The following is a 24103-nucleotide window of genomic DNA, read 5'->3' as shown; positions in this document are numbered from 1 at the left end:
TAGATTGTAACAACAAATATTAAATTTAAGCTTAGTAGTAAATATATCATAATATTCAAAAAAATGCTTCATTCTAAAGTCTGAAATGAAAAATTAATTTCTAAAAAAACGCTGAAGAAAGGGCGTTGACTCTTCTTCAAGCAATTCTGAGCTAAGCTGTGCACTATAAATGCCACTTTTACCTGAAAAAATAAAACTAATCACAATTACAAAAAAGAGAGGCACTGCTAAATCACCACCAAATAATTCAATACCCATTAATAAACAAGCAATTGGGGTATTCGTTGCTGCAGCAAAAACGCTGATATAGCCTAGGGCAACAATAAAGGTCAAAGGAAGGTGCAACAATGGTGAAAGGCTTGCACCTAAGCTAGCACCAATTTCAAATAGAGGTGTCACTTCTCCACCTTGAAAACCAATACCCAAGCTGAAAACAGTTAATAAAAACTTGCCAATAAAATCATACCAATGACTATTACCCGAAAAAGCATCTTCAAGAATTGGCAGGCTTAGACCTAAATATCTTGTTGTCATAAAATAAGCAAAGGCAATAATGATAATGCTACCTAAAAAAATTACTAAATAGGGTTGATTTACCTTTTCTTTAAGTCTACTTTTTAATAATGCAATCAGCCTCGCAAAAAGTCCACCGACAAGACCAAAGCACAGGCCAGCAATGAATAGTTTAATTAGGAGCAAAAGAGAAAGCTCTGGTATTTGATTGACAGTAAAGCTTGAGTGATGAATCGGGAACAATCTAGCAACTTGGTCGGCAATAATGCCTGATAAAAAAACAGGGTACAAGCTCTTTGTTTCCAGCTTGCCAGCCACCAGCACCTCCAAGGCAAAGATACTACCTGCAATTGGTGTCCCAAAAATAGCGCTAAAGCCTGCACCCATTCCTGCAGTAATCAATATTTTACGGTTATTTTTTTCTAATTTAAGCAACCGCTGCAAGCAATCTGCAAGAGCGCCACCCATTTGAACAGCAGTACCCTCTCGACCAACAGATGCTCCCGTAAGATGAGCCATCACAGTCGCGATAAAAACAAGGGGAATCAAACGAATTGGAATATTTTCGCTTCCTCCCTGACCTTGGGCAATGACTAAATTATTCCCCTTGCTCGCATTTTGACCAAAATGCTGATAGGCAAAGATTGAGGAGAGACCAACAATTGGCAATAAAAATATAACCCAATTATGCGCTAATCTAAAATTTGTCACTAGGACTAGAGCCATTAAAAAAAGTGCTGACAATACACCCACTAGGATACCAATTAAAGAACCAATCAAAGTCCATTTGATAAAATAATCGATAAAATAGGCAATCTTCTTCATTTCATTCTCCTAAAATTACAAAAAAGCAGATGCTTAAATCTTCAGACTCAAGCATCTTAATTTAATATATGAATAAACATTTTGCAGTCTAGCGATCATTTATCTAACTGATAATTATAAGCCTGTTTCTGCTTTTAGCTGAGCATCTTTCATTTCCATTTTGCGAATATTTCTAGGTAAAAAGGTGCGTATTTCATCCTCGTTAAAGCCAATCTGCAGACGTTTGTCATCCATAATCAAGGGACGACGCAATATACTGGGATTTTTTTCAACAATTTCAAGTAATTGTGTAATTGTCAAATCATCAAAATCAACATCAATATTTTGAAATACTTTGGAACGCGTTGAAATCAAGTCCTCTGTTCCATTTTCAGTCATCGCCAATAATTGCTTTAATTCATCAATTGTTAATGGATTAGAAAACATATTCCGCTCTTTATAAGGAATGCCAAACTGTTCAAACCAACGCTTTGCTTTCCGACAGGAAGTACAGCTCGGAGAAATAAATAATGTAATCATAATTTCCCTCAATTCTTGAAAGTTACTTATATCATAACAAAACAAATGCTAACATAAAAGATAAATTTCAATTTTCAATAATAAATATTAGCCACAAGCTAGCCTGAATACGTTTGGAATTCTGCAATCAGCCACGCTTTAGATTGATTCACAAAACCATTCAAAACAATTTGCTGGTGAGCTTCATCATAGGTTTCAGACACCACAATCAGCTCTTTCTTCAACTCAAAAACTCGATAATTTTCTGAGATTGGTAGTTTAATTGAAAATGATGAAAAATCCTGCGCAATCAGTTCTAAAATTTTCTGCTGAATTTTAGAGATATCAGAGGGCAATTTACTCGAAATAACCAATGAATTAAATGTACTCTCATTAAACGACGGATTTAAATCCTTTTTATTATAAATTGTAATTAACGGTATATCAGACATCTTCAGCTCTTTCAAAATCGTCAAAACGATTGCCTCATGCAGCTGATAATCTGGATCACTGATATCAACAATATGTAATAGTAAATCGGAATACTTGCTTTCCTCTAAGGTTGACTTGAAAGCATCAATCAGCTCCGTTGGTAAATCCTGAATGAAGCCGACAGTATCTGTAAGAATTGCCTCAAAGCCATTTTCAAATTTCATTTTTTTAGATAAAGGATCAAGTGTAGCAAATAATTGATTTTGGACCAAAGTAGTCGTATTGGTTAATTGCTCAAAGATAGTTGATTTACCAGCATTAGTATAGCCAACCAGACCAATTTTATAGATAGCGCTGTCCAAACGCTCTGCTCGATTTAATGCCCGTTTTCTTTCAACAATTTTTAATTCATTATTAATCTGTAGCATCCGAGATTGTAAATTACGACGATCAGTTTCTAATTTCTTCTCACCAGGGCCACGACTACCAATCCCGCCTGCTTGACGAGACAGGCCACTGTTGCTCCCAATTAATCGAGGCATCAAATACTTTAATTGTGCTAATTCTACTTGCAATTGACCCTCACGACTTTTTGCGCGTAAGGAAAATATATCTAAAATCAATTGCATTCTATCCAAAACCTTGGTTTCAAGAGTTTTTTCTAGAATAATCAGCTGGCGAGGGGTGAGGCGTTCATTAAAAATAACTGTTGTTGCATCATTTAGCTCAATCAGCTGCTGTAATTCCTCTATTTTACCTTTCCCTAAAATTGTTTTAGAATCAATTTTTTCACGGCTTTGCGTAATAGCTTCAACGACCATGCCGCCTGCAACCTCTGCTAAATGGCTAAGCTCTTTAAACGATGCGTTAAAGGTCCGATAATTTTGCGGTGTTTCAACACCAGCTATGATAACCCTTTCTTGCTTTTCTTGATTACTAATTAAAGCCATTTCATAACTTCACTTTCTAATTTTTTTTGAAGCTCTGGTGCTTGCACTAAGTCCCAAAATTGAACGTTCATACGATTTCGAAACCAGGTCAGTTGCCTTTTAGCATACCGTCTAGAATTTCTTTTTATTAGTTCAATCGAATCGTCTAAATTTGCCTGACCTTCAAAATACGGAAAGAATTCTTTATAGCCAATTGCTTGACAAGCCTGACTTTTTGGATACTTATTTTTAAGCCACTGTGCTTCTTCTACCAAGCCTGCAGTCAGCATCAAATCAACTCTTTGATTGATTCTTTGGTATAATAATTCACGATTCGTATTTAAACCAATAACTTTAAAATCATAAGCGAACGCCTGATTTGAGGAATTTGTTTGAAATTTTGCCAGCGTTAGCTTTCTAACCAGCCGCCTACGATTTTCTACTGGAATCGCTTCGGCTTTTGCTGGAGCAATCAAAGACAATTTTTGCCAAAGCGTCTCGTTCGACATTGTACTAATTTCTAAATTATGTTGATATTGCTTCATCTCCTGCTGGTTACCACTGCCACCAAGATGATAACCCTCAATTAAAGATTGAATGTATAATCCAGTACCGCCTACGATAATCGGCAGTTTACCAATTTCAATAATTTCAGCGATTTTTTTATTTGCTAGGGTCACAAAGTCAAAGGCAGAAAAAGCTTCATCAGGTGATTTAATATCAATTAAATGGTGCTTTGCCTGAAGCTGTTCGGCAGGTGTTGCCTTGGCAGTACCAATATCTAAATGACGATAAACCTGCATCGAATCGCCACTGATGATTTCACCATTAAGCTTACAAGCCATATCAATACCTAAGCTTGTTTTGCCAACAGCAGTTGGTCCAACGATAACTAAAACTTTATTATTCAATATTTAAATCCATTTCTTCTCTAATTTTCAATGCTTCCTTTGGATAATCAGTAATGATAGCTTCTAATTGATGCGCAAAGGCAATTTTCATTTGTTTAGGATCATTTATAGTCCAAGGTCGAATTTTTAGCGGAAAGGCCTGATTAATCAATGGTAGATTTGCTAAAACCCAATCTATTTTGGGATGAATCGCTTCAAGACTTGGATTAGCCAACGCTGTTTTGACTTTCCTTTCACTCGTACTAAAGATATAGGCTTTTTTTGCCATTGCATCAAATTTTTCAAGTCTTTCAAGGGTTTTGAAATTAAAACTAGAATACATGTATTGAAACGACATTTTAGTGGTTTGCAAAAGTTCTGCAATAATTGGTTCAATTGCAAAGTATTCAATATGATCAGTTTTAACTTCGATATTGAGCATACCTTTATAATTATAGTCATTCAATAATTGAATAACCTCTTTTAAAGTCGGAACCTCGGTTTTTTTGAAGCGCGAATCATACCACATACCTGCATCCAATCGTTTTAGCTCTTCTAAATTATAATTTTGAATTAAGCCTTTGCCATTTGTCGTTCGATCGATTTTCTCATCATGCATGACAATTAGTTGATCATCCTTTGATAAATGCACGTCCAGTTCAATACCATCTGCACCTAATTTCACAGCACTCTCAAATGCTGGTATGGTATTCTCAGGAAAATAGCCTCGATTACCGCGATGTGCAAATACTTTTGTCATAGTAAGCCTCCGACTTTGGTTTGATTTTTTAATTTTTCGACCTTTTCGGTGGAAAAAATATTAGAAAAAGTCCATAATTAAGTTATATGAGAGATGTATCAATTGATGATTTTCTTTTGAATATCTTAAAGGTACATCATTTTATTAATGAGAACAAGTCTATCAGTTAATTTTTACTAACTGTTTATCTTATACTTGTCTGATTAATCTTTAATTAAGGAGGAATTTTAATATGGGTAAATTTGCTAAGGGTGTATTTACAGGTGTCGCAGTTACGGTTGGTGCAGTAGCCGCTGTTGCAACAGCAATTAAGAAGACAGTAGTCGATCCAATTGATGAAAAGGAAAAATTCGTTGAAGAAAATCGTAAAAAAGCTGCTCGCAAACGTGTTTCTCGCTAACAGTGGAAAATAGCTTAAAATGTAGGCAAAGTATACTTTTAGAGTATGCTTTGTTTTTTTTACTCCACAATAAATTGGAATCATAAATATTTCAGTTCATTCTTTATTGGTCAAATTTGGAATTGCTTCTCGAAAACAATACCGATTTCGCAAAAAATCGGCATTTAAAATGTGAAGCCACCCCCTTCTAAGCCGTCTTGCGCAACACAAAAACAGCGCTTGGGACATAAGTCCTTAGCGCTTTCTTAATGTTCGTATTTTACGGGCTAAATTGCCTAAAAAGCGTAAACGGCTTGTTTTGACAGGCTTTCTCTCTCAAAACTGTTCAAATAGATATGTCATCCGGTCAGACAGAAAGCATCTGACTGAATAAGCAAACGACTTGTCTATTTTTCACAGTTTTAATCGGAGAGAGAAGGCACCTTGTTTGACGGGCTTTCTCTCTCAATGCTACTCAAATAGATACGTCATCCGGTCAGACAGAAAGCGTCTGACTGAATAAGCAAACGACTTGTCTATTTTTCACAGTTTTAATCAAGGAGAGAGGGCATCTTGTTTTACGGGGCAATTTAGCACCTTTCTCTACGTCGTTAAACCTCTTTTGTTCCACCTTCTGTATATAATTATTCTATGAAGCTACTTTAAAGCGATACTTTTCTTTAAGCCAATTAAGCCTTTACAGTCCAATTACGTGCCTTTTCCTGTTCACGATACATTTGAGCATACCAGTCATCATTCTCTAATAAGGTTCTATGATTACCTTTTTCTCTAAGCTGCCCTTGATCTAAAACAACAATCTGATCTGCATTAATAATTGTATTAAGACGATGCGCAATTACGATAACTGTCTTATCACGCATTAAATAATCCATCGCTTCGTTGATTTCCTTTTCATTATCAACATCAAGACTGGAGGTTGTTTCATCCAATAGAACAATTGGCGCATCTTTAAGTAACGCCCTAGCGATTGAGATACGCTGTTTTTCGCCACCTGAAAGTGTTGAGCCACCCTCTCCGACAATTGTCTCATAACCATTTTCCAATTGAGAAATAAAATCGTGACAACGGGCAATTCGGCACACAGCCTCTACTTCCTCAATCGTTGCCTCTGGTTTAGCCAAACGGATATTATTAATAATTGTATCATTAAATAAATAAACATCTTGGAAAACACAGCTGATTTGTTCAGTTATAGCATCAGGCTTTAAATGATTGATTGCTTGATTACCAATCGTAATTTGACCTTCAGTAACGTCCCAAAAACGAGAAACCAGAGCAATTAAAGTTGATTTCCCTGAACCAGAGGGACCAATCAATGCACATGTTTCTCCTTCAGCAATAGTCAGATTCAAATCTTTAATTACTGGTACATCAGCCTCATAAGCAAAGGAAACTTGATTAAATTGAATTTGATGATTTTCTCCTATGAATTGCTGCGTTTCATACGACAAAGGCTTTTCACCCAGTACGTTTTTAATGTTATTCACTGATTTCGCAAAAAATTTCATTTCAGCATAGATACCGCCAACGGCAACAAGCTGCGAGCTGATTGAGATACTCAGCATCAGAACAGCAATAAAGCGTTCTGTTGTCACCTGACCTTCGATTAATAAATAAGTACCCCAAACAAGTGCCAGTGGTAAAATCATAGAAACAATTGTTTGAAAGATAACTACATAAGGACCAATTGATAACTCGACTTTAATAGAGGACTTTCGTAAATCATTAAACGATTGATTAAGCCGAATAAACTTCGTTCCCGTCAATTTATATAAGCGAAAAGTTCTAATACCGTTGATATACTCAACCACCCTTGAGACAACCTCGTTAATTTTAACTTGATGCTGTTTAGAAATATTTGAGCTAGTGTGACCGCCTTTAGTTAAAACTGGTATTGCTAAAGCAATCATGACTAGGATTAAAATTGAAAAACGGAAATCAATGATAACTGCAGAAATGACACCCAAAGTAATCATAAAAAGTCCTTTAATGAAATCATTAAAATAATGTGTTAGCAGCTGCTCAAAATCGGAAATATCAGTTGTGAAATGACTAGCTAGTTTACCAATACTGTTTTTATTGAAATAGCCTAAATTCAATTCACGGACATGCTCAGCCAATTGAATTCTTAATTTAGTTATAATTTCAGAGCCACGGAGCTGCATTGAATTATAGGTAATCCCCGATATTAAAATTCTTAAGAAAAAAACAATTACTAGGATTAAGCTTGCGCTAATAAAAAATCGTGAGGTGAATTGCCCCTTCACAAGCTGAACAATGGCAACGATCATTACAGCATAATAAAACATTGTTAGAATACCATCCAATATTGATAGAACTAAAGGCTGAATCAGACGCTTTTTTTGATTCAATAGGACGATATTAATATTACCAATTAATTCCTTCATGATACCTCCTCAATACTAGAGCTGACGTATGTTTGCCAAAGTTTTGCATAAAAGCCATTCTGCTGAAGTAAATTTTGATGCGTGTCCGCTTCAACGATTTTACCCTTGTCAAAAACACAAATTTGATCGGCATTAACAATTGTATGTAGCCGATGTGCAATCATAATTGTTGTCTTATTTCTTAGCAATTCATTTAATGCTAATTGAATCTTACGTTCGTTTTCAATGTCTGTATAGCTTGTTGCCTCATCAAAAATAATAATTGGCGAATTCTTTAAGATAGCTCTAGCAATACAAATTCTTTGCCTTTCTCCGCCAGACATTTTAATACCAGCTTCTCCAAGGTGTGTATCATAGCCTTTTGGCAAGCTCATGATAAAATCATGAATTTGAGCGGCTTGACAGGCCGCAATAATGGCCGTGTCATCTGCATCTGGCTTACCAACCGCCACATTCATTCTAATCGTATCATGCAGCATGAAGGCTTCTTGAAATACAAAGCTTACTGCATCCATAAGTGCTGATTCCAAAAAGTCATTAATTGGCTGACCATTAATGGCAATCTGACCCTTTATAACGTCCCAAAAGCGTGGTACTAATTGTGCTGCTGTTGATTTCCCTGAGCCCGAGCTACCTACAAAAGCGATTAAGCTGCCTTTTTTCACCTCTAAATTAATGCCATGTAAAACCGCTTTAGTCTCATAAGCAAATGATACATCTTCAAAGCGTAGGTTTAAATCGGTCGAATCCATTGGTAAATCCCCAAATTTTTGCTCTGGTACAGTCATAATCTCTTTCACACGACCAACACCACTTACAATTTGAGTAATGGACATTGAAAAACCAATTAAAGCCTTTAATGAGCTTAAAAAAATCATTCCCATAACTAAAAAGAACAAAAATGTAACAACTGATAAATTATTATTCAAATACAAGTAGCCACCAAGTGGAAAGGTAAAAAGAATTGCCGAATCAATTAGGACTAAAAAAATAGCATAAGGTGGACCTTGAGACTTAGTGCAATCGACCCACATCGTATGGTACTCCTCAACCGTGTCAGAGTATTGGCGAAAGCCCTTGGCAGTCACATTAAAGGTTTTCATAACATTCATGCCATTGACGTACTGCATAATAGCTGCATTCAATTTTTCAATTAATTGATGATATAGTGCCATATAGTTACCGCTTAATTTCATCCCAATAGCCATCACAATAATGCCTAGCGCAATTGGCACTAGGAGATTTAATGCTAGCAGATGATTTAACGAAAATAAATAAATGAAAACAATCAATGGAGCCGCAATGGCTTTGGTTAAATCGGGAATTTGGTGTGCCAATAAAAGCTCCATTCGCTCGGTATCCTCGATAATGGTCTTTTTTATTTTCCCAGAGGCAGTTGAGTTAAAAAAGCCAAGATGGACTTTGGCAATATGGGCACTTAATAAACACCTGACATTGTATAAAGTATTAAAAGCGCCAATGTGAGAAAAGGTTAAGCTCAGAATCATCATAAAAAATTTTAAAATAATGGCAATCGCTGCATAAATACCAAATTTTTTAGCCTGCTCTAAATCCGGCGTTGTACCAAATAAATATAACATCACACGATATAACATTATAAACGGAAAAAAATCTAGTAATCCTGAAAGTACACTAAAAAATGCTGATAACGCAAGTAACCATTTGGATTTACCCGCAATTTTTAACAAATAAGAAACATTATTCTCCTGACTCATTAATCCCTCCATCATGCTTTGCTATAAAAAAGCTTTTTGTTTTTTCAAAATTTTCTTTCGTTAATGAATAAAAATCAACATTTTTACCCTCTTCAAGTTTTAAAACATGAGTTGAACAATTGCTAATTAGTTCCAAATCATGAGTTATTAAAAAAATCGTCTTCCCTAAATTTGAAAGTTGCTTAATGCAAGCAGCAACTTCCTGCATATGCTTTAAATCTAAACCGCTAGTCGGCTCATCAAAAAATAAGTAATCACAGTCACTTGCTAGTGCACTAGCGATTGCTACTCTTTGCTTTTGCCCACCAGATAACACAAGCGGATGTAAATCAGCCAACTCTGCAATGTTCAGACTTTCAAGCAGCTTCACAGCATATGCTTCATCAGGATGAGTCATGCTTAGTAAAACCTCATCCAAAACAGATTCAGTAAATAATTGATGATTGACATCCTGCATTACCAAATAGCTTTTCTTAAGACGTTGCTTAGCCTTAATCTGTTTTTTTCCATCAATAATTTCAGAGCTACTTCGTTTTTCCAAGCCACAAAAGCATCTGGCAAAGGTTGTTTTTCCTGCACCATTATGCCCAATAATTGCCGTCACTGATGCTTTTGGAATCTCTAATTCTCGAATATTCAACGCCATTTCTTTTGACTTAGGATAGGCAAAATTAAGCATTTTAATCTCGATAACAGCGTTTCTTGGGCTCTTACTATGGTCTGCCATTCTAATAGTATTTAATGAAAGCGGACGTAAACCAAGGCTTTGCATGGCTTCTGCGGATAAGCTTTTAAATGCCTCTGCTGAATAAATTTGCTTAATTTGTCCATGCTCAAGATAAACCACTCGATCAACTAGATCTCTTAAATAATACAAACGATGCTCTGCAACAGCGATTGTTCGGCCTTGCGCCTTCCAAAATTTCAACTGCAGTCGCAAATCATTGATTGCTTGCATATCTAAATTTGATGAGGGCTCGTCTAAGACGTAGATTGGATTTTCCGTAACTGAAACAGTGGCACAGGCGATTTTTTGCTTCTCGCCGCCAGATAATTTAAAAATATCACGGTTCATTAAATGTGACAGCTTTAAATCAAGTATTGCTTGTTGCACTCTAGCTTCTATTTCAAGAGGGGCTATTCCTTGATTTTCACAACCAAAAACCAATTCGCTTGTTGTATTAGTACTAAAAAATTGAGAACGTGGATTTTGAAAAACAGTCCCAACAATTTTGGAGGTCTCCTGTAAGCTTCGATCAAAATGGAAGGCTTGATTAATTAATAATTCCCCCGAAAGCTCGCCTTGATAAAAGTTAGGAACTAGACCGTTAATTAGGCGAACAAGCGTTGTTTTACCACAACCAGACGGACCACAAAACAAAACAAGCTCGCCTTGATTTATTGATAAATCAACGGATTGCAGATTTTGCTTTAAGGCATTACCCTGATAAGTAAAATTAACCTTATTAAATTGAATCATTTTATCTCCTTTTCTAGCTAGCTAATTGATATAAACCGACCAAAGTCAAAACAAGTAAAAGCCAGAGAAGGTCAGTAAGCCCTAATTTAACTTGATAATAATTTGTACGCTTACCATGGATATCCAAGCCTCTCGTTAACGATGCGGCCGATAATTCATCTCCAATTTTGACAATTGAAGACATCAACGGGACAAAACGAAACTCCAAAAAACGAATTGGATTTTTTAAAGCAATACCTGCACTAATCCCTCTTAATCGCATTGCATCTTTAATTGAAGAGGACTCTTGGGCAATAGTTGGAAAAAAGCGAAACATTACGGCAATTGGAATTGTAAAAATATTAGGTACATGTGCCTTTTGCATTGCCGCAATTAATTCCTCAACACCTGTTGTTTTTAAAAAATAGTAACCCATAATTAGCGCTGGTAAAAACCTAGAGATCAGTCCAGAAAATACTGTAAATAATAAATTCAAATTTCCATGAATATTTTGATTCAAATAGCCTTCCATAAAGCCACTTAATATTAATAGCGCTGTGAAAATACTTGCTAATTTAAAGCGCCGACTTAAAAAAAGTAAGACTACAGGTAACAGACTAATGGCTAATCTTGGAAAAAATTTTAAGCCATCATAAGCGCCAGAAATAGAAATAATACCAACAAAAATCAGTGTGATTATCTTCGTACGTGGATCTAAGACTAAACCTGTTTTCATACTTTGCATGGCAATCATTGTGCCATCCCCGCTCTTTTGAAATGCTTCTTTAACACCGCTTTACCCAGATAAGCGCCGAGAATGGAACCGATAATACCGCCAATCACAATAAAAGGGATTACTGCACCATTAAAGAGACTACCTAATGCACTGGTATATTCCGTGCCATAGCCTGCTTCAAGAGATTTTAAATACGCATCCTTCATAAAAATCAATGGGTACATCGCACCAAGCGGCCATAGTGAAAATATCGTGTAACCAGTTACTAATAGATACCAATTTTTATAATTACCCCGACTAGCAATCCAATCACCAATCACGACAACCGGAATCCCAAAGGCCAAAATCATCCACGGATGCCCCATAAAAAACATTAAAAACAAAACAATAATTCCCATAATACTGAGAGCACCAAGCTTAGGCACCTTCGTCAAAAATAACATGATTGGGATACCACCAACCAAACCGATTAAAAAGGGTAATAAAAGCATCATGATAGGTATAAAGCCTGTCATCCCTGCCGTAAAATAGCAAATAAAATAAAGTGCTGTAAACAATCCAATATTAATTAAATCCTTAACATTTAATTTCTTTTGTGACATCTGTTCCTCCTATTGTTTTTTAATTGATAATGATTATCATTATCAATGATAGCCGATTTAATAACACTTGTAAACTCTTTTTTTGATTTGAAAATTATTGATGAGAAAAAGCAATATTAATTAACGCAACATATTCAAATAGATTTATTAATCTACTCTTCCTTCAATTTTTTCTTATCCGCAAAATACCACTATGTAAAACGTAACGTTTACGCTTTGCATAATGGTAATTCTATAGCTTTTACGCTTTTTTGTCAATAAGAAATAGACTTCCATTTTATTAATTAAAATAAAAAAATAGAATGGAAGTATCCATTCTATTATCGGCTTAATCAATATAATTTATTTGAGCTATTCTTTGTCTGAAATTAATTCGTCAACATCAATTACAATCTCAGGATTATTAGTCTGATTTAAGGCCTCAGAAATAGCAACTGTCTCTTCTTCAAATGCCTCAATTAGTCCAACCTGTTCTTTTTTAAGCTCTTGTTTTTTTATTTTTAAGTCAGTCAAGACATCCTGCGCACTCAATTTTAGCTCTTTACCAATGTCCTTAATATATTTAACAGTAGGACTAACTTTATCCTCTACATCCGTTTCAGCAAAATCATTTAATTTATTTGTTATTTTTCGTTTTGCTTCAGCAGCTCTTGGTGCAAGCAGGTAAGCACCAACACCTCCAACGATACTTCCCACGATTATTCCCGATAATAAACCACTCTTTTTTTTAGTCATTATTTAGCCTCACTTTTTCTTAAAAATAAAATATTACTGATTATTGATATGACTTAGGATTTGTACCCTTTTTCTTAAACAGTTTCATACCTGTTCTACCAAGTGCCATCGCAACGCCAGCTTTTTTAGTCGCACCTTTCGCACTATTTACTTTTGTTACGAAATTTCGACTTGAGTCATTTAGATCTGTCACAGTGATTGAAAGATCCGCAATTGCTTCAAACAATGGATCAATTGTTGCGACTTTACCGTTGACGTCATTTAATAGGACATTCGTTTTTGTCATCAGCTCATCAGCCTGATGCAATAAAACATGAGCATCACTACTTAAAACCTCAACCGTTTGGTTCGCCTTCGCAACAGCTTCCCTCACTTCTCTTAAAACCTGAACAATAAAGAATACTAATACCACAAAAGCAATCGCAAAAATAATTGCTGCAATCTCTACACCATTCATAATTCTTCTCCTTGATTAATTTATTATTCTAGCTTTAGTTGCTTAAAAACAACTAATCATCAAAATTTAATATAATGAATCAATAGCAATTAATACAATTTTAACAGAAATCACTTAATTTCACAAAACAAAGAGAAAATAATCTCACAGAGCATTCAAAATGACTTACCTTAACAATCGGAGTTACTAGCAAAGTAAAAACTAGCTAGCTAAAATTCAACCTTGCTATTAGCGACAACCTTTAAAAAATATCATAAAAACAGATAGCAATTCTGAAATTTAAGCTAGAATTTCAGCAATTACTATCTATATTATCTTATTTATTTTGATTAATCAGTAAATCCAATTCAATTAAATCTAGGTGCTCGTCAAAAATATTGTCCTCGATAATTGCCGTTGGTACAAAGACAATATTCGCAGATTCTGCTTCGCGAAAAATTTTTGTAACGTAACGGTCATTCATTTGCTCTTTTAATCCTAGTTTTTCTTTTGCAAAGCTAGCAACTTCAGAAAGTGAGAGTGACGACCAATCATCTTGAGTATCAAATATTTGCTGAATTTCCTTAACCGCGAGCTCTGGCTCATCTAGCGTTATATGATGATGCATAATATTACCACGCTGTAAGCTTGGTTTGACCTTATCCAAAAGCTTAATCACCAGCTTTAATTGACCACTTTTAATTGCGCCATCTAATAGAGAATAATTTTGATTCCAAAACTGTTTACAATAAGGACAACGTAAATTAATATATTCAATCATAGTTTTAGGTGCCGACTCTGAGCCGAGTACAATACCGAAATCCGTTATATCATCCAATTTAATATTTGTCGTATCCACAAAAATCACTCCCTTCTGTAAGCTTAATTTGATTTACGTTGCTGATGTGTTTGACTTTTCGCCGCACAACCACAGTCACAATCATTACAAGCCTGTCCTCTTTTCTTAAAAAGATGATAGGCTTGATAGCCTGCGAAGCCTAGCACTAATGCTGCAATAATAAATGTTGAAAAGTTCATTTTTCGCCTCCATCTTTAATGACATATCGCTCACTCTAATTCAGTCTAACAGCTTCTGTCGAGCTGTCAAATATAAGTTATTATAAATCATTACAAACAATTTATAGCTTTGAATAAGAAAGATTAACTATAGGTTTCTCTGTTTGTTTTGGCTTTCTAATAACGAAATAGATTGCAAAGCCTAAAAGTATTGTTGCAATAATAGTTGCCAGAGATAAATGATTGGTCGAAATTGCTAGACCATATTGATAAATAATAAAGCTGACCACATAGGCTAAGCCGCATTGATAGCCGACTGCAAGAAATGTCCATTTAAAATCGCCCATTTCGCGATGAATTGCACCAATCGCTGCAAAGCAGGGCGCACATAATAAATTAAAGACAAGTAATGAATAAGCTGCCAACGGGGTAAAGTGAGCCGCCATTTGCTGCCAAATCTCTGTCCCATTATCTGATACCTCGGTATAATTTGAAAATAAAACACCGAAGGTTCCAACAACTGTTTCTTTGGCAAGTAAGCCCGTAATTGATGCGACAGTGCCTTGCCAGCTTCCCCAGCCTAAGGGTGCAAAAATTGGCGCTAAGGTTTTACCAAAGCTAGCTAGCATTGATTTATCGGTATCAACCGATTGAAAAGCAAAATTATAGCTTGAAGTAAACCAAATAAAGACATTCATAACAAAAATAATCGTACCTGCACGTTTAATAAAGGACATACTCTTATCAAAGGAATAACGTAAAACAGTTGACCATTTTGGCATATGATAGCTTGGTAATTCCATAATAAATGGCGAAACTTCCCCAGCAAGCAAACGGAATTTTTTGAGGGCAATACCAGAAAAAATAATGGCAGCAATACCGATAAAATAAGCACTCGGTGCTACCCAGCTACTGTGCGGAAAGAAGGCGCCTGCAATCAAGGCGATAATCGGTAATTTTGCTGAGCAGGGTATAAAAGTAGTGACCATAATTGTAATTCGCCGATCCTTTTCGCTTTCGATCGTTCGGCTTGCCATCACGCCGGGTACACCACAGCCAGTCGCAATCAAAATTGGAATAAAGGACTTACCAGATAGTCCAAAACGTCTAAAGAGGCGATCCATCACAAAAGCAACTCGACTCATGTAACCAGTGTCTTCCAAAATGCCAAGACAGATAAACAAGACAGCAATCTGAGGCACAAAGCCTAAGACAGCACCACAGCCAGCAATAATCCCATTGACAACTAGATCGTTGAGCCAAGGCGCAACCTTTAAGGTCGTCAAAGCACTATTCGCAAAACCGGGTACTAATTCACCAAATAAGACATCATTAACCCAGTCTGTACCAATAGCACCTACAGTCTGGATTGAGACAAAGTAAACCAGCCACATCACCAAAGCAAAAATCGGTAAAGCGAGCACTCTATTTGTTACAATACGGTCAATTTTGTCACTAAAATTAAAGCGCAATTCTTTACTGTCACTACTTGCTAGCTGCACAATTTCATTGATGAAATTATACCGTTCATTAATTACAATGCTCTCTGCATCCTCTTTAAAAATATGTTCCGTAATTGAAATAATATCTTCTATCTCTTTTTTCTGCAGATTTGATAAATCTAAAGCATCATAGGCAGCCTGGTCTCGTTCAAATAATTTGATTGCATACCATCTCGCTGTACGAGTCGGTACTGTATTTCCTAAAATTTCAATAATCTCAGTTAAAGCTGTCTCTAAGCGTGCATCATAACTTACAAGCTCTTCATTCTTTTGATGCTTTGCAGCAATCTGCATCGCTTTATCGACACCTTTATTTTTAATTGCGCTCATCGAAACAACTGGCACACCTGTTGCATAAGAAAGCTTCTCTGTATTAATTATTTTATCTGTCTTTTCAAGAACATCAACCATATTTAGTGCAATTACCACAGGTAAACCAGTTTCCAGCAATTGAATTGTTAAATATAAATTACGCTCCAAATTTGTTGCATCGACAATATTTAAAACAACATTAGGCTGATTATTAATTAGGTAATCTCTTGATACAATTTCCTCAGGCGTATAAGGCGATAAAGAATAAATCCCCGGTAAATCCTGAATCAGTATTTCTCTATTTTTTTTATATTCACCAGTTTTTCGTTCAACAGTGACACCTGGCCAATTACCTACTCGCTGCTTTGAACCAGTTAGCAAGTTAAAGAGTGTTGTCTTACCCGAATTTGGATTACCTGCTAATGCAATATGCTTTACCAAAATATAACTTCCCTTCATTGTTTACAATGATAACTTAATAAGTTTACTTCCGACTATAAAAAAATGAATAATAAATTTATTGAAGAAAGTTCAGGCATCATTTTTTTCGATATTTACGACATGAATTAAAGCCGCTTCTTCACGTCGAAGCGTTAATTCATAGCCTCTTAAATGAATTTCAATAGGATCTCCAAGGGGCGCTACTTTACGAATAAAGAGTTTTGTCCCTCTAGTAATTCCCATATCCATTAAACGCCTTTTAACCGCTCCAGCACCCTCAATTGTCGCAACAATGCCAGACGAGCCCACAGATACTTGATTTAATAATATCTCATCTTGATTTTTCAATGGTTCTTCACTAATCTCAATCATTTCTAATAGCTTTGAATCAACAGCAATCCGAGCATTTCCAATTAAAATAATTGTATTACCCTTGTCATGAGAAATTAAAGTAACACGTCCACCTTTTTTTGCACCTAAATTTCCCAAATGTTTAGCAATTTCTTTTTCACCTTTTAATGTTTTAATAAAATAAGTTTGATTTATTTTTGCTTGCGATAAATTCATAGTTCCACGTCAGCCTTCCGATTATGATAATCATTCTCAAACAGCTACATTTTAGCACAATTGAATACTTTTGCAAGGGTTCTGACAAATTCGCTAGAAAAAATTAAAAAATATAACAAAAATGTCAATTTATATGCTCAATTAAAATAACTATCGTCTTAAAAAAGATAAAATTAAATTTTTAACCCGCTAACTTTTAATTTATAAATGCAGCGGAAAATTTCAAGCAGAGACAAAGTCTTATTAATCGCGGTTTACCACTACATTTAGTCTTTATTTTTAATTTTAACACAATATATAGTGTTTTATTATTGACATCAGCTACTAGAAACATTAGACTAAGTACAGTTAATAAATTTTAGAGGTGATAAAAAATGAACGATATTAAAGTATTCTCAAAGGTAAATTGCATGCAATGTAAAATGGTAAAAAGATTTTTAGATGATAAGCATGTTAACTATACAGAAATTAATGTAGAAGAGCAGCCCGAAATGATTGATTATGTTAAAGGACTCGGCTTCCAAGCTTTACCAGTTATTGAAGCAGGCAATAAAACCTTTTCTGGATTCCGCCCAAATGAATTGAAAGAATTACTTGCTTAATGGAAATTATTTTTTTTTCTTTAACCGGGCAAACAAGAAGATTTGTCAATAAATTAGGATTCGCTAGCTCAGATATTTCTAGCAATCCTTTTTTAAATGTTAATACCAATTACATTCTAATTGTGCCAACCTATGATCCAGATATGACCGAAATTGCGAATCAATTTTTAGAATTTGAAACAAATTTATCCTATTGCAAGGGAATCATTGGTACTGGTAACAAAAATTTTGCAGATTTATTCATTTATACTGCAAAAGATTTAGCAGCCGAATACAATCTCCCTGTTCTATACGGACTTGAATTCAGTGGTACACCTACTGATGTCGCAAATGTTCAAAAAATTATTAATAATATGGAAAGTGAACGCTTATGAGTTTAAAAAATCTAGAAAATGTAACCTATTTCAGACTAAACAATGAAATCAATCGGCCAATCAACGGTCAAATTCCATTACATAAGGATAAGGAAGCCTTGGAGGCTTTCTTAAACGAAAACGTCAAACCAAATTTACTGGTTTTTGATACTTTAGCAGAAAAATTGGACTATTTAGTTGAACAGGATTATATTGAAACTGAATTTTTAAAGCAATATAAATCGGAGTTTATTAAAACAATTTTCCAAACCGTTTATCAAAGTCAATTCCAATTCAAGTCTTTTATGGCTGCTTATAAATTCTATTCGCAGTACGCTTTAAAAACCAACGATAATGAGCAATATTTGGAAACACTTGAAGATCGGGTCATTTTCAATGCGCTCTACTTTGCAGATGGTGATGAAGCATTAGCTTTAGACTTGGCTAACGAGATGATTCACCAGCGTTACCAGCCTGCAACGCCTTCATTTCTAAATGCCGGTCGTAAACGTCGTGGCGAACTGGTTTCTTGCTTCTTAATTCAAGTAACAGATGACATGAATTCAATTGGCAGAAGCATTAATTCAGCATTACAGCTTTCACGCATTGGTGGTGGTGTTGGTATCTCATTATCTAATTTACGCGAAGCTGGCAGTCCGATCAAGGGGATTGAGGAAGCAGCTAGTGGCGTTGTACCAGTGATGAAATTATTTGAGGACAGCTTTTCCTACTCTAACCAATTAGGGCAGCGTCAAGGTGCCGGTGTGGTTTATTTAAGCGTTTTTCATCCAGATATTCTAGCCTTTCTTTCAACAAAAAAAGAAAATGCTGATGAAAAAGTCCGGGTAAAAACCTTGTCACTTGGTGTGACCATTCCAGATAAATTTTATGAGTTAGTTCGTGAAAATAAAGAAATGTACTTATTTTCACCATACTCTGTCGAACGTGTCTATGGCATACCATTTAACTATATTGATATTACCAAAGAATATGACAACTTAGTTGCAAACCCAGCTATCCGTAAAAAGAAGATTTCTGCTCGTGAGCTTGAACAAGAAATTTCTAAGCTGCAACAAGAATCTGGTTATCCTTATGTTATTAATATTGATACTGCAAATAAAGCCAATGCGATTGATGGTAAAATTGTGATGAGTAATCTCTGTTCAGAAATCATGCAGGTTCAAAAAACAAGCATTATTTCTGATAGCCAAGAATATTTAACAATGGGAACAGATATTTCATGCAATTTAGGTTCAACAAATATTGTTAATTTAATGGACTCTCCTAATTTTGGTAAATCAATCGATACAATGGTTCGTGCTTTAACTTATGTTACTGATCACTCTAATATTGATGCGGTACCTAGTATCCAAAAGGGGAATCATGAAGCACATACCATTGGCTTAGGCGCAATGGGGCTTCATACCTTCCTTGCTAAAAATCAGCTTGAATACGGCTCTGCTGAATCCGTTGAATTTACAAGCATTTACTTTATGCTTTTAAATTACTGGAGTCTAGTAGCATCCAATCAAATTGCCAGTGAGCGTGGCGAAAGCTTTGTCGGCTTTGAAAAATCAAAATATGCAGATGGTAGCTATTTCGATAAATATCTTGATGGCGCTTATGTGCCAAAATCAGAAACGGTGAAGCATTTATTTGAGGCACATCACATACCAACTGTGGAGGACTGGGAAGCGCTGAGAGACGCAATTCAAAAAGACGGCTTATATCATCAGAACCGACTTGCAGTAGCACCAAACGGCTCTATTTCCTATATCAATGACACTTCTGCTTCGATTCATCCAATTACGCAACGGATTGAAGAGCGCCAAGAAAAGAAAATTGGAAAAATTTACTATCCTGCACCATTTTTAAATAATGATACGATGAGCTATTACACTTCTGCCTATGATATGGATATGCGAAAAGTAATTGATGTTTACGCAGCAGCTACTGAGCATGTAGATCAAGGCTTATCATTAACCCTATTTATCCGTAGTGAAATTCCTAAGGGCATTTATGAATGGAAAACAGGTACAAAACAAACAACTCGTGATCTCAATATCTTGAGAAATTATGCTTATTATAAAGGCATCAAATCAATTTACTATATCCGTACCTTCACAGATGATGGTGGCGAGATTGGTGCAAATCAGTGTGAAAGCTGTACCATTTAGCAATTAACAATCAGTAGTTTTAGGAGACATTATGAGCGAAGTTAATTTAAAAGAAACCTACTATACAGCAATTAACTGGAATGAAATCGAGGATAATATCGATAAGTCAACTTGGGAAAAGCTGACTGAGCAATTTTGGTTAGACACTCGAATTCCACTATCTAATGATTTAGATGATTGGCGCAAATTATCACAGCAAGAAAAAGATTTAGTTGCTCATGTTTTTGGTGGCCTAACCTTATTAGATACGGTTCAATCTGAGTCTGGGATTGAAGCCTTAAGACGTGATATCCGCACGCCTCATGAAGAAGCCGTTTTTAATAATATTCAATTTATGGAAAGTGTACATGCTAAAAGCTATTCATCAATCTTTTCAACCTTGAATACCAAAAAGGAAATTGATGAAATTTTTGAGTGGACACACACCAATCCTTATTTGCAAAAAAAGGCTAAGATTGTCAATGAAATTTATAAAACTGGTTCTGCCTTAGAGAAAAAGGTAGCGAGCGTTTTCTTAGAAACCTTTCTCTTTTATTCAGGCTTCTACACACCACTTTATTATCTAGGCAATAATAAGCTAGCAAATGTTGCTGAAATTATTAAACTGATTATTCGTGATGAATCAGTACATGGTACTTATATCGGCTATAAATTTCAGCTTGGCTTCTTCGACTTACCTGAGGCGGAACAAGAAAAGCTAAAGGATTGGATGTATAACTTACTTTATGAGCTTTATGAAAATGAAGAAGCTTATACTGAAGAGCTTTATGGAGAAATTGGTTGGGCCGAGGAGGTAAAAACCTTCTTACGTTATAATGCTAATAAAGCCTTGATGAATCTCGGTCAAGATCCATTGTTCCCAGACACTGACCAAGACGTTAATCCAATCGTTATGAACGGCATCTCGACAGGAACTAGTAACCATGACTTCTTCTCGCAGGTTGGTAATGGCTACCTACTTGGTGAGGTTGAAGCAATGAGCGATGATGACTATCTGATTGGCTTCTCGTCATAGTTCAAAGCTGAAGAGTGACTAATTAAAAACTGTAAAAAGCACATGAATTAAACGATTATTCGTTAGTCCATGTGCTTTTTAAAACTATATTGTGTGCCAATGCGCTTTAGCATCAAATGGAATACCAACCTCAAGCTCAGCTGGTAAAACTAAAATACCACGCTTTTGCGGTGCATTTGGCAGAGATAACTCACGCGCTGCTGCAAGCATACCTTCACTCTTTATCCCTCGTAATTCACCAGCAAAGATTAAAGTACCATTTGGCAGCATCGCACCATCACGGCAGACCACTACCTTTTGACCCTGCTCAATATTTGGCGCACCTGCAACAATTTGTAAAACCGCCTCACCAATGGCAACCTGAGCAATATTTAAATGATCACTATCAGGATGTGGTTCAAGTGACTCGACATAGCCGATTACTATCTTAGGCTGATTATCCGCAGTCAATTGCTCTGAAAAGCCACTGTCTGCCAAAAGCTGATTCATTTTGGCAAGCTGCGCTTCAGTCAAAAGGATTTGCCCGTTACCAGCTAAATCAGCTAAATGTTCACTGGCATTAAATAAATTCCAGCCAACCGTTTGATTCGAAGATTGAAGAAAAATTCGTGCTAAATCGCCTTTTCTTTCAAAATCAACCGCCTCTTTTTGATCATTTGCCACAATTACCATTAAAACATCTCCAACATGCTCAGGATTATAAGTTACAATCACGATTTATTCGACTCCTAATTCTTCAATAAATTTTGTTATTTCTGCCTTCGTCTTACGTGCCTTATTGACTAAGCGACCGATTTCCTTGCCATCTTTAATCACCACAAAGCTTGGAATACCGAAAATATCCCATTTAACCGCTAAATCCATAAATTGATCACGATCAATCTCAATAAACTTAAACTCAGGATGCTCAGCCTCAATTTCTGGCATTAATGGCTTGATAAAACGACAATCACCACACCAGGCAGCCGTAAAAAATAAGATATTCTGTCCATTTTCAATAGACTGCGCAATTTCTTCATAAGACTTTGGTTTAATCATCCTTAACTGCCTCAATTCCAATAATTTCTAAAGTATTTGCGTTAATTGTAAATTCGAAGGTCTGCGGCTCATGGTCAACCTCAACAATAATCCCACCTTTAAAAATTGGGGTTGCTTCATCTAAAGCAACTTCTTCGTATATCCATGAAGTGATGATAACGCCTTGATCATCAAAGTAACGATTCATTTTTTCAAGTGCTCTCGCTCGTTGTCGCTTTGCCCGCTGCCTAACCTGATAAATTGCAATACCTGTTACCAATGCCGACGTACCAACAACTAAACCAAATTTCGTTCTTTTTTTCATCTATTCACTCCAATCTAATCTACGGATTGTCTCACAATAAGATACCTAGCAATCATTTTTACTTATAATATTATTCTAGCATGAATGAGCCAATTCGCAAACCAATCTAAATGATAAGAAAACGTTATAAATTAATAATTAAATTAATCAATTCGAGTCAATTAGCCTTTTGCTCTAACAACACCGATCACAATCATAATTAATATTATGATATTGATACTCAATAATAACGGAAAATACTGAAAACCAATTGCCTGAATCAGGAAGCCAAATAGTACAGGTAAGACTAGAATACCAATATTTGCGAAGGTCATCTGTAAATTAACAATCCGATTTGCAATTACTTCTTCGTAATGCTGATGTGGCATACTCATCAGCATCGGAAATAGCACTGAAAAACCGTAACCAATTAAGAATGAAGCAATCGTTGGTTGTGCGGGCAAGAGTACGATACCAAAAATACTGCAAATAAATTGCATTTGCAAAATACGCGTTTCTGTTAAACGATGCGTCACCAAGCCATTTGTAAAACGTCCCAATGTCAATGCGAAAAGAAATATCGCTGTCATGCCTGCTGATTGTGAGCCTGACAAATGATGTACTTCTTTCATATAAGTAGATAAAAAGCTGCCGACAACTAATTCAATGCCATAAAATAAATAGAATAATGGCCCTAAATAATGGCGAAAATTTAATACGACTCTCGCCATTTTTTGCGTCACATCAATCTCTTCTTTTTTCTCAATAAAAAGCTTACCATTCAACACAACTGACAATAAAATAACTAATTGGCAAACTAAAATGATTACTGTAGCCCCACGCCAGCCGAAAGCTGTTTTTAAAAAAATCGCCACGAACAGACTAGATAAGCTTGCACCCACACCGTAGAAGCCGTGTAAGAAGCTCATTGTCCGCTTTGAAAAATTTTTAGCGGCAAAAATATTAACCGCAACATCAATTGCCCCTTGTCCCATGCCTAAAAAGGGAAATGCTAAAAATAATAACAAGGCATTAGGCACAATGCTGATTAGCCCAAGTCCAATAACGACTGCACTAATGCTTAATATGATAATTTGCTTTAAGCTTAAATATTTGGTCAAAAATGGATAAAAATAACTGGTAATAATTGAAAAAATCAAGCCAACAGAGGTATAAATGCTAATATCTCGCGCTTGTAAATCAAAATCGGAACGGATACTCGGCCAACCACTCCCCATAATTGAATCAGGTAAGCCAAGTGAAATAAATATTAAAAAAATCAATAATGTTAACTGTAATTTATGCTGTTTTACCATTGTCTGATACTCCTAATCTATCAAGTAACCCTTTTCATCACTAACTTCCACTATAGCCAACGATTCAGTGAACTGTCAAGCAGCCAACAAAAAAACCGCCTAGACAATTACGTCTAAACGG

The 24103-nt window shown here is 35.7% G+C and carries 25 protein-coding genes; 5 read left to right on the top strand and 20 right to left on the bottom strand.

Annotated features, from left to right (window positions below):
• Positions 1–93: 93 nt before the first annotated feature.
• The 5 genes from HOY35_RS09275 to HOY35_RS09255 all read right to left on the bottom strand — a co-directional run bounded on the left by HOY35_RS09275 (position 94) and on the right by HOY35_RS09255 (position 4847).
• On the bottom strand, positions 94–1338 hold the full coding sequence (locus HOY35_RS09275) for a chloride channel protein (protein ID WP_172212684.1): 1245 nt from the start codon (positions 1336–1338) through the stop codon (positions 94–96).
• A 114-nt stretch (positions 1339–1452) separates the two neighbouring features.
• Positions 1453–1857: a transcriptional regulator Spx gene (gene spx / locus HOY35_RS09270; RefSeq protein ID WP_172212686.1), complete on the bottom strand. Its 405-nt coding sequence runs from the start codon at positions 1855–1857 to the stop codon at positions 1453–1455.
• Positions 1858–1955: 98 nt separating this feature from the next.
• Positions 1956–3218, bottom strand: a complete 1263-nt coding sequence (gene hflX / locus HOY35_RS09265) for a GTPase HflX (protein ID WP_172212688.1) — start codon at positions 3216–3218, stop codon at positions 1956–1958.
• On the bottom strand, positions 3209–4111 hold the full coding sequence (gene miaA, locus HOY35_RS09260; RefSeq protein ID WP_172212815.1) for a tRNA (adenosine(37)-N6)-dimethylallyltransferase MiaA: 903 nt from the start codon (positions 4109–4111) through the stop codon (positions 3209–3211). Before miaA ends, hflX begins: the two co-directional genes overlap by 10 nt.
• The gene (locus HOY35_RS09255; RefSeq protein ID WP_172212690.1) at positions 4101–4847 is read right to left on the bottom strand and encodes a glycerophosphodiester phosphodiesterase; all 747 of its coding nucleotides are present in this window, start codon (positions 4845–4847) and stop codon (positions 4101–4103) included. The genes miaA and HOY35_RS09255 overlap by 11 nt, the downstream gene beginning before the upstream one ends.
• Before the next feature lie 232 nt (positions 4848–5079).
• Here HOY35_RS09255 and HOY35_RS09250 point away from each other — a divergent pair, with 232 nt between their 5' ends.
• Positions 5080–5247, top strand: coding sequence for a DUF3042 family protein (locus HOY35_RS09250; RefSeq protein WP_172212692.1), 168 nt, complete (start codon positions 5080–5082; stop codon positions 5245–5247).
• Between the two features lie 668 nt (positions 5248–5915).
• Here HOY35_RS09250 and HOY35_RS09245 read toward each other — a convergent pair.
• The 11 genes from HOY35_RS09245 to HOY35_RS09195 all read right to left on the bottom strand — a co-directional run bounded on the left by HOY35_RS09245 (position 5916) and on the right by HOY35_RS09195 (position 17198).
• The gene (locus HOY35_RS09245; protein ID WP_172212694.1) at positions 5916–7655 is read right to left on the bottom strand and encodes an ABC transporter ATP-binding protein; all 1740 of its coding nucleotides are present in this window, start codon (positions 7653–7655) and stop codon (positions 5916–5918) included.
• Positions 7652–9391, bottom strand: coding sequence for an ABC transporter ATP-binding protein (locus tag HOY35_RS09240; RefSeq protein ID WP_213173269.1), 1740 nt, complete (start codon positions 9389–9391; stop codon positions 7652–7654). Before HOY35_RS09240 ends, HOY35_RS09245 begins: the two co-directional genes overlap by 4 nt.
• Complete coding sequence (locus HOY35_RS09235; RefSeq protein ID WP_172212698.1) at positions 9375–10871, bottom strand: ABC transporter ATP-binding protein; 1497 nt, start codon at positions 10869–10871, stop codon at positions 9375–9377. Before HOY35_RS09235 ends, HOY35_RS09240 begins: the two co-directional genes overlap by 17 nt.
• A gap of 13 nt (positions 10872–10884) precedes the next feature.
• Positions 10885–11604, bottom strand: coding sequence for an energy-coupling factor transporter transmembrane component T (locus HOY35_RS09230; RefSeq protein ID WP_172212700.1), 720 nt, complete (start codon positions 11602–11604; stop codon positions 10885–10887).
• Positions 11601–12188: an MptD family putative ECF transporter S component gene (locus HOY35_RS09225; RefSeq protein WP_172212702.1), complete on the bottom strand. Its 588-nt coding sequence runs from the start codon at positions 12186–12188 to the stop codon at positions 11601–11603. Before HOY35_RS09225 ends, HOY35_RS09230 begins: the two co-directional genes overlap by 4 nt.
• A 351-nt stretch (positions 12189–12539) precedes the next feature.
• The gene (locus HOY35_RS09220) at positions 12540–12923 is read right to left on the bottom strand and encodes a hypothetical protein (protein ID WP_172212704.1); all 384 of its coding nucleotides are present in this window, start codon (positions 12921–12923) and stop codon (positions 12540–12542) included.
• Between the two features lie 40 nt (positions 12924–12963).
• Positions 12964–13380, bottom strand: coding sequence for a DUF948 domain-containing protein (locus HOY35_RS09215; protein ID WP_172212706.1), 417 nt, complete (start codon positions 13378–13380; stop codon positions 12964–12966).
• A 316-nt stretch (positions 13381–13696) separates the two neighbouring features.
• Positions 13697–14218, bottom strand: coding sequence for a thioredoxin domain-containing protein (locus HOY35_RS09210; RefSeq protein ID WP_172212708.1), 522 nt, complete (start codon positions 14216–14218; stop codon positions 13697–13699).
• A gap of 23 nt (positions 14219–14241) precedes the next feature.
• Positions 14242–14397, bottom strand: a complete 156-nt coding sequence (locus tag HOY35_RS09205; RefSeq protein WP_172212709.1) for a FeoB-associated Cys-rich membrane protein — start codon at positions 14395–14397, stop codon at positions 14242–14244.
• A gap of 101 nt (positions 14398–14498) precedes the next feature.
• Positions 14499–16649 carry a ferrous iron transport protein B gene (gene feoB / locus HOY35_RS09200; RefSeq protein WP_172212710.1) on the bottom strand — a complete coding sequence of 717 codons (2151 nt, stop codon included), beginning with the start codon at positions 16647–16649 and terminating at the stop codon, positions 14499–14501.
• 72 nt (positions 16650–16721) lie between these two features.
• Entirely contained in the window at positions 16722–17198 is a 477-nt protein-coding gene (locus HOY35_RS09195; protein ID WP_172212711.1) for a ferrous iron transport protein A, read from the bottom strand.
• A 374-nt stretch (positions 17199–17572) separates the two neighbouring features.
• On the opposite strand from HOY35_RS09195, the gene nrdH reads away from it, so the two are divergent.
• The 4 genes from nrdH to nrdF are packed head-to-tail and all read left to right on the top strand — an operon-like array spanning position 17573 to position 21345.
• Entirely contained in the window at positions 17573–17800 is a 228-nt protein-coding gene (gene nrdH, locus HOY35_RS09190) for a glutaredoxin-like protein NrdH (protein WP_172212712.1), read from the top strand.
• On the top strand, positions 17800–18174 hold the full coding sequence (gene nrdI / locus HOY35_RS09185; protein ID WP_172212713.1) for a class Ib ribonucleoside-diphosphate reductase assembly flavoprotein NrdI: 375 nt from the start codon (positions 17800–17802) through the stop codon (positions 18172–18174). The genes nrdH and nrdI overlap by 1 nt, the downstream gene beginning before the upstream one ends.
• Entirely contained in the window at positions 18171–20330 is a 2160-nt protein-coding gene (nrdE, locus tag HOY35_RS09180) for a class 1b ribonucleoside-diphosphate reductase subunit alpha (protein ID WP_172212714.1), read from the top strand. The genes nrdI and nrdE overlap by 4 nt, the downstream gene beginning before the upstream one ends.
• A gap of 31 nt (positions 20331–20361) precedes the next feature.
• A complete protein-coding gene (nrdF, locus tag HOY35_RS09175; RefSeq protein WP_172212715.1) occupies positions 20362–21345 on the top strand; it encodes a class 1b ribonucleoside-diphosphate reductase subunit beta in 984 nt (327 codons plus the stop codon).
• A gap of 84 nt (positions 21346–21429) precedes the next feature.
• On the opposite strand, the gene ytpR is transcribed toward nrdF, so the two are convergent.
• The 4 genes from ytpR to HOY35_RS09155 form a co-directional block, all read right to left on the bottom strand.
• Positions 21430–22059 carry a YtpR family tRNA-binding protein gene (ytpR, locus tag HOY35_RS09170; protein ID WP_172212716.1) on the bottom strand — a complete coding sequence of 210 codons (630 nt, stop codon included), beginning with the start codon at positions 22057–22059 and terminating at the stop codon, positions 21430–21432.
• Between the two features lie 3 nt (positions 22060–22062).
• A complete protein-coding gene (locus HOY35_RS09165; protein WP_172212717.1) occupies positions 22063–22383 on the bottom strand; it encodes a thioredoxin family protein in 321 nt (106 codons plus the stop codon).
• The gene (locus tag HOY35_RS09160) at positions 22376–22687 is read right to left on the bottom strand and encodes a hypothetical protein (protein ID WP_172212718.1); all 312 of its coding nucleotides are present in this window, start codon (positions 22685–22687) and stop codon (positions 22376–22378) included. The genes HOY35_RS09165 and HOY35_RS09160 overlap by 8 nt, the downstream gene beginning before the upstream one ends.
• A 161-nt stretch (positions 22688–22848) precedes the next feature.
• Positions 22849–23982, bottom strand: coding sequence for a sugar MFS transporter (locus HOY35_RS09155; RefSeq protein WP_172212719.1), 1134 nt, complete (start codon positions 23980–23982; stop codon positions 22849–22851).
• Between the last annotated feature and the right edge of the window lie 121 nt (positions 23983–24103).

This window comes from Enterococcus sp. MMGLQ5-1 (assembly GCF_013155265.1).
GTDB lineage: Bacteria > Bacillota > Bacilli > Lactobacillales > Streptococcaceae > MMGLQ5-1.
Note: the sequence above shows the minus strand (reverse complement) of the source record. Positions and strands in the feature narration are given on the sequence as shown.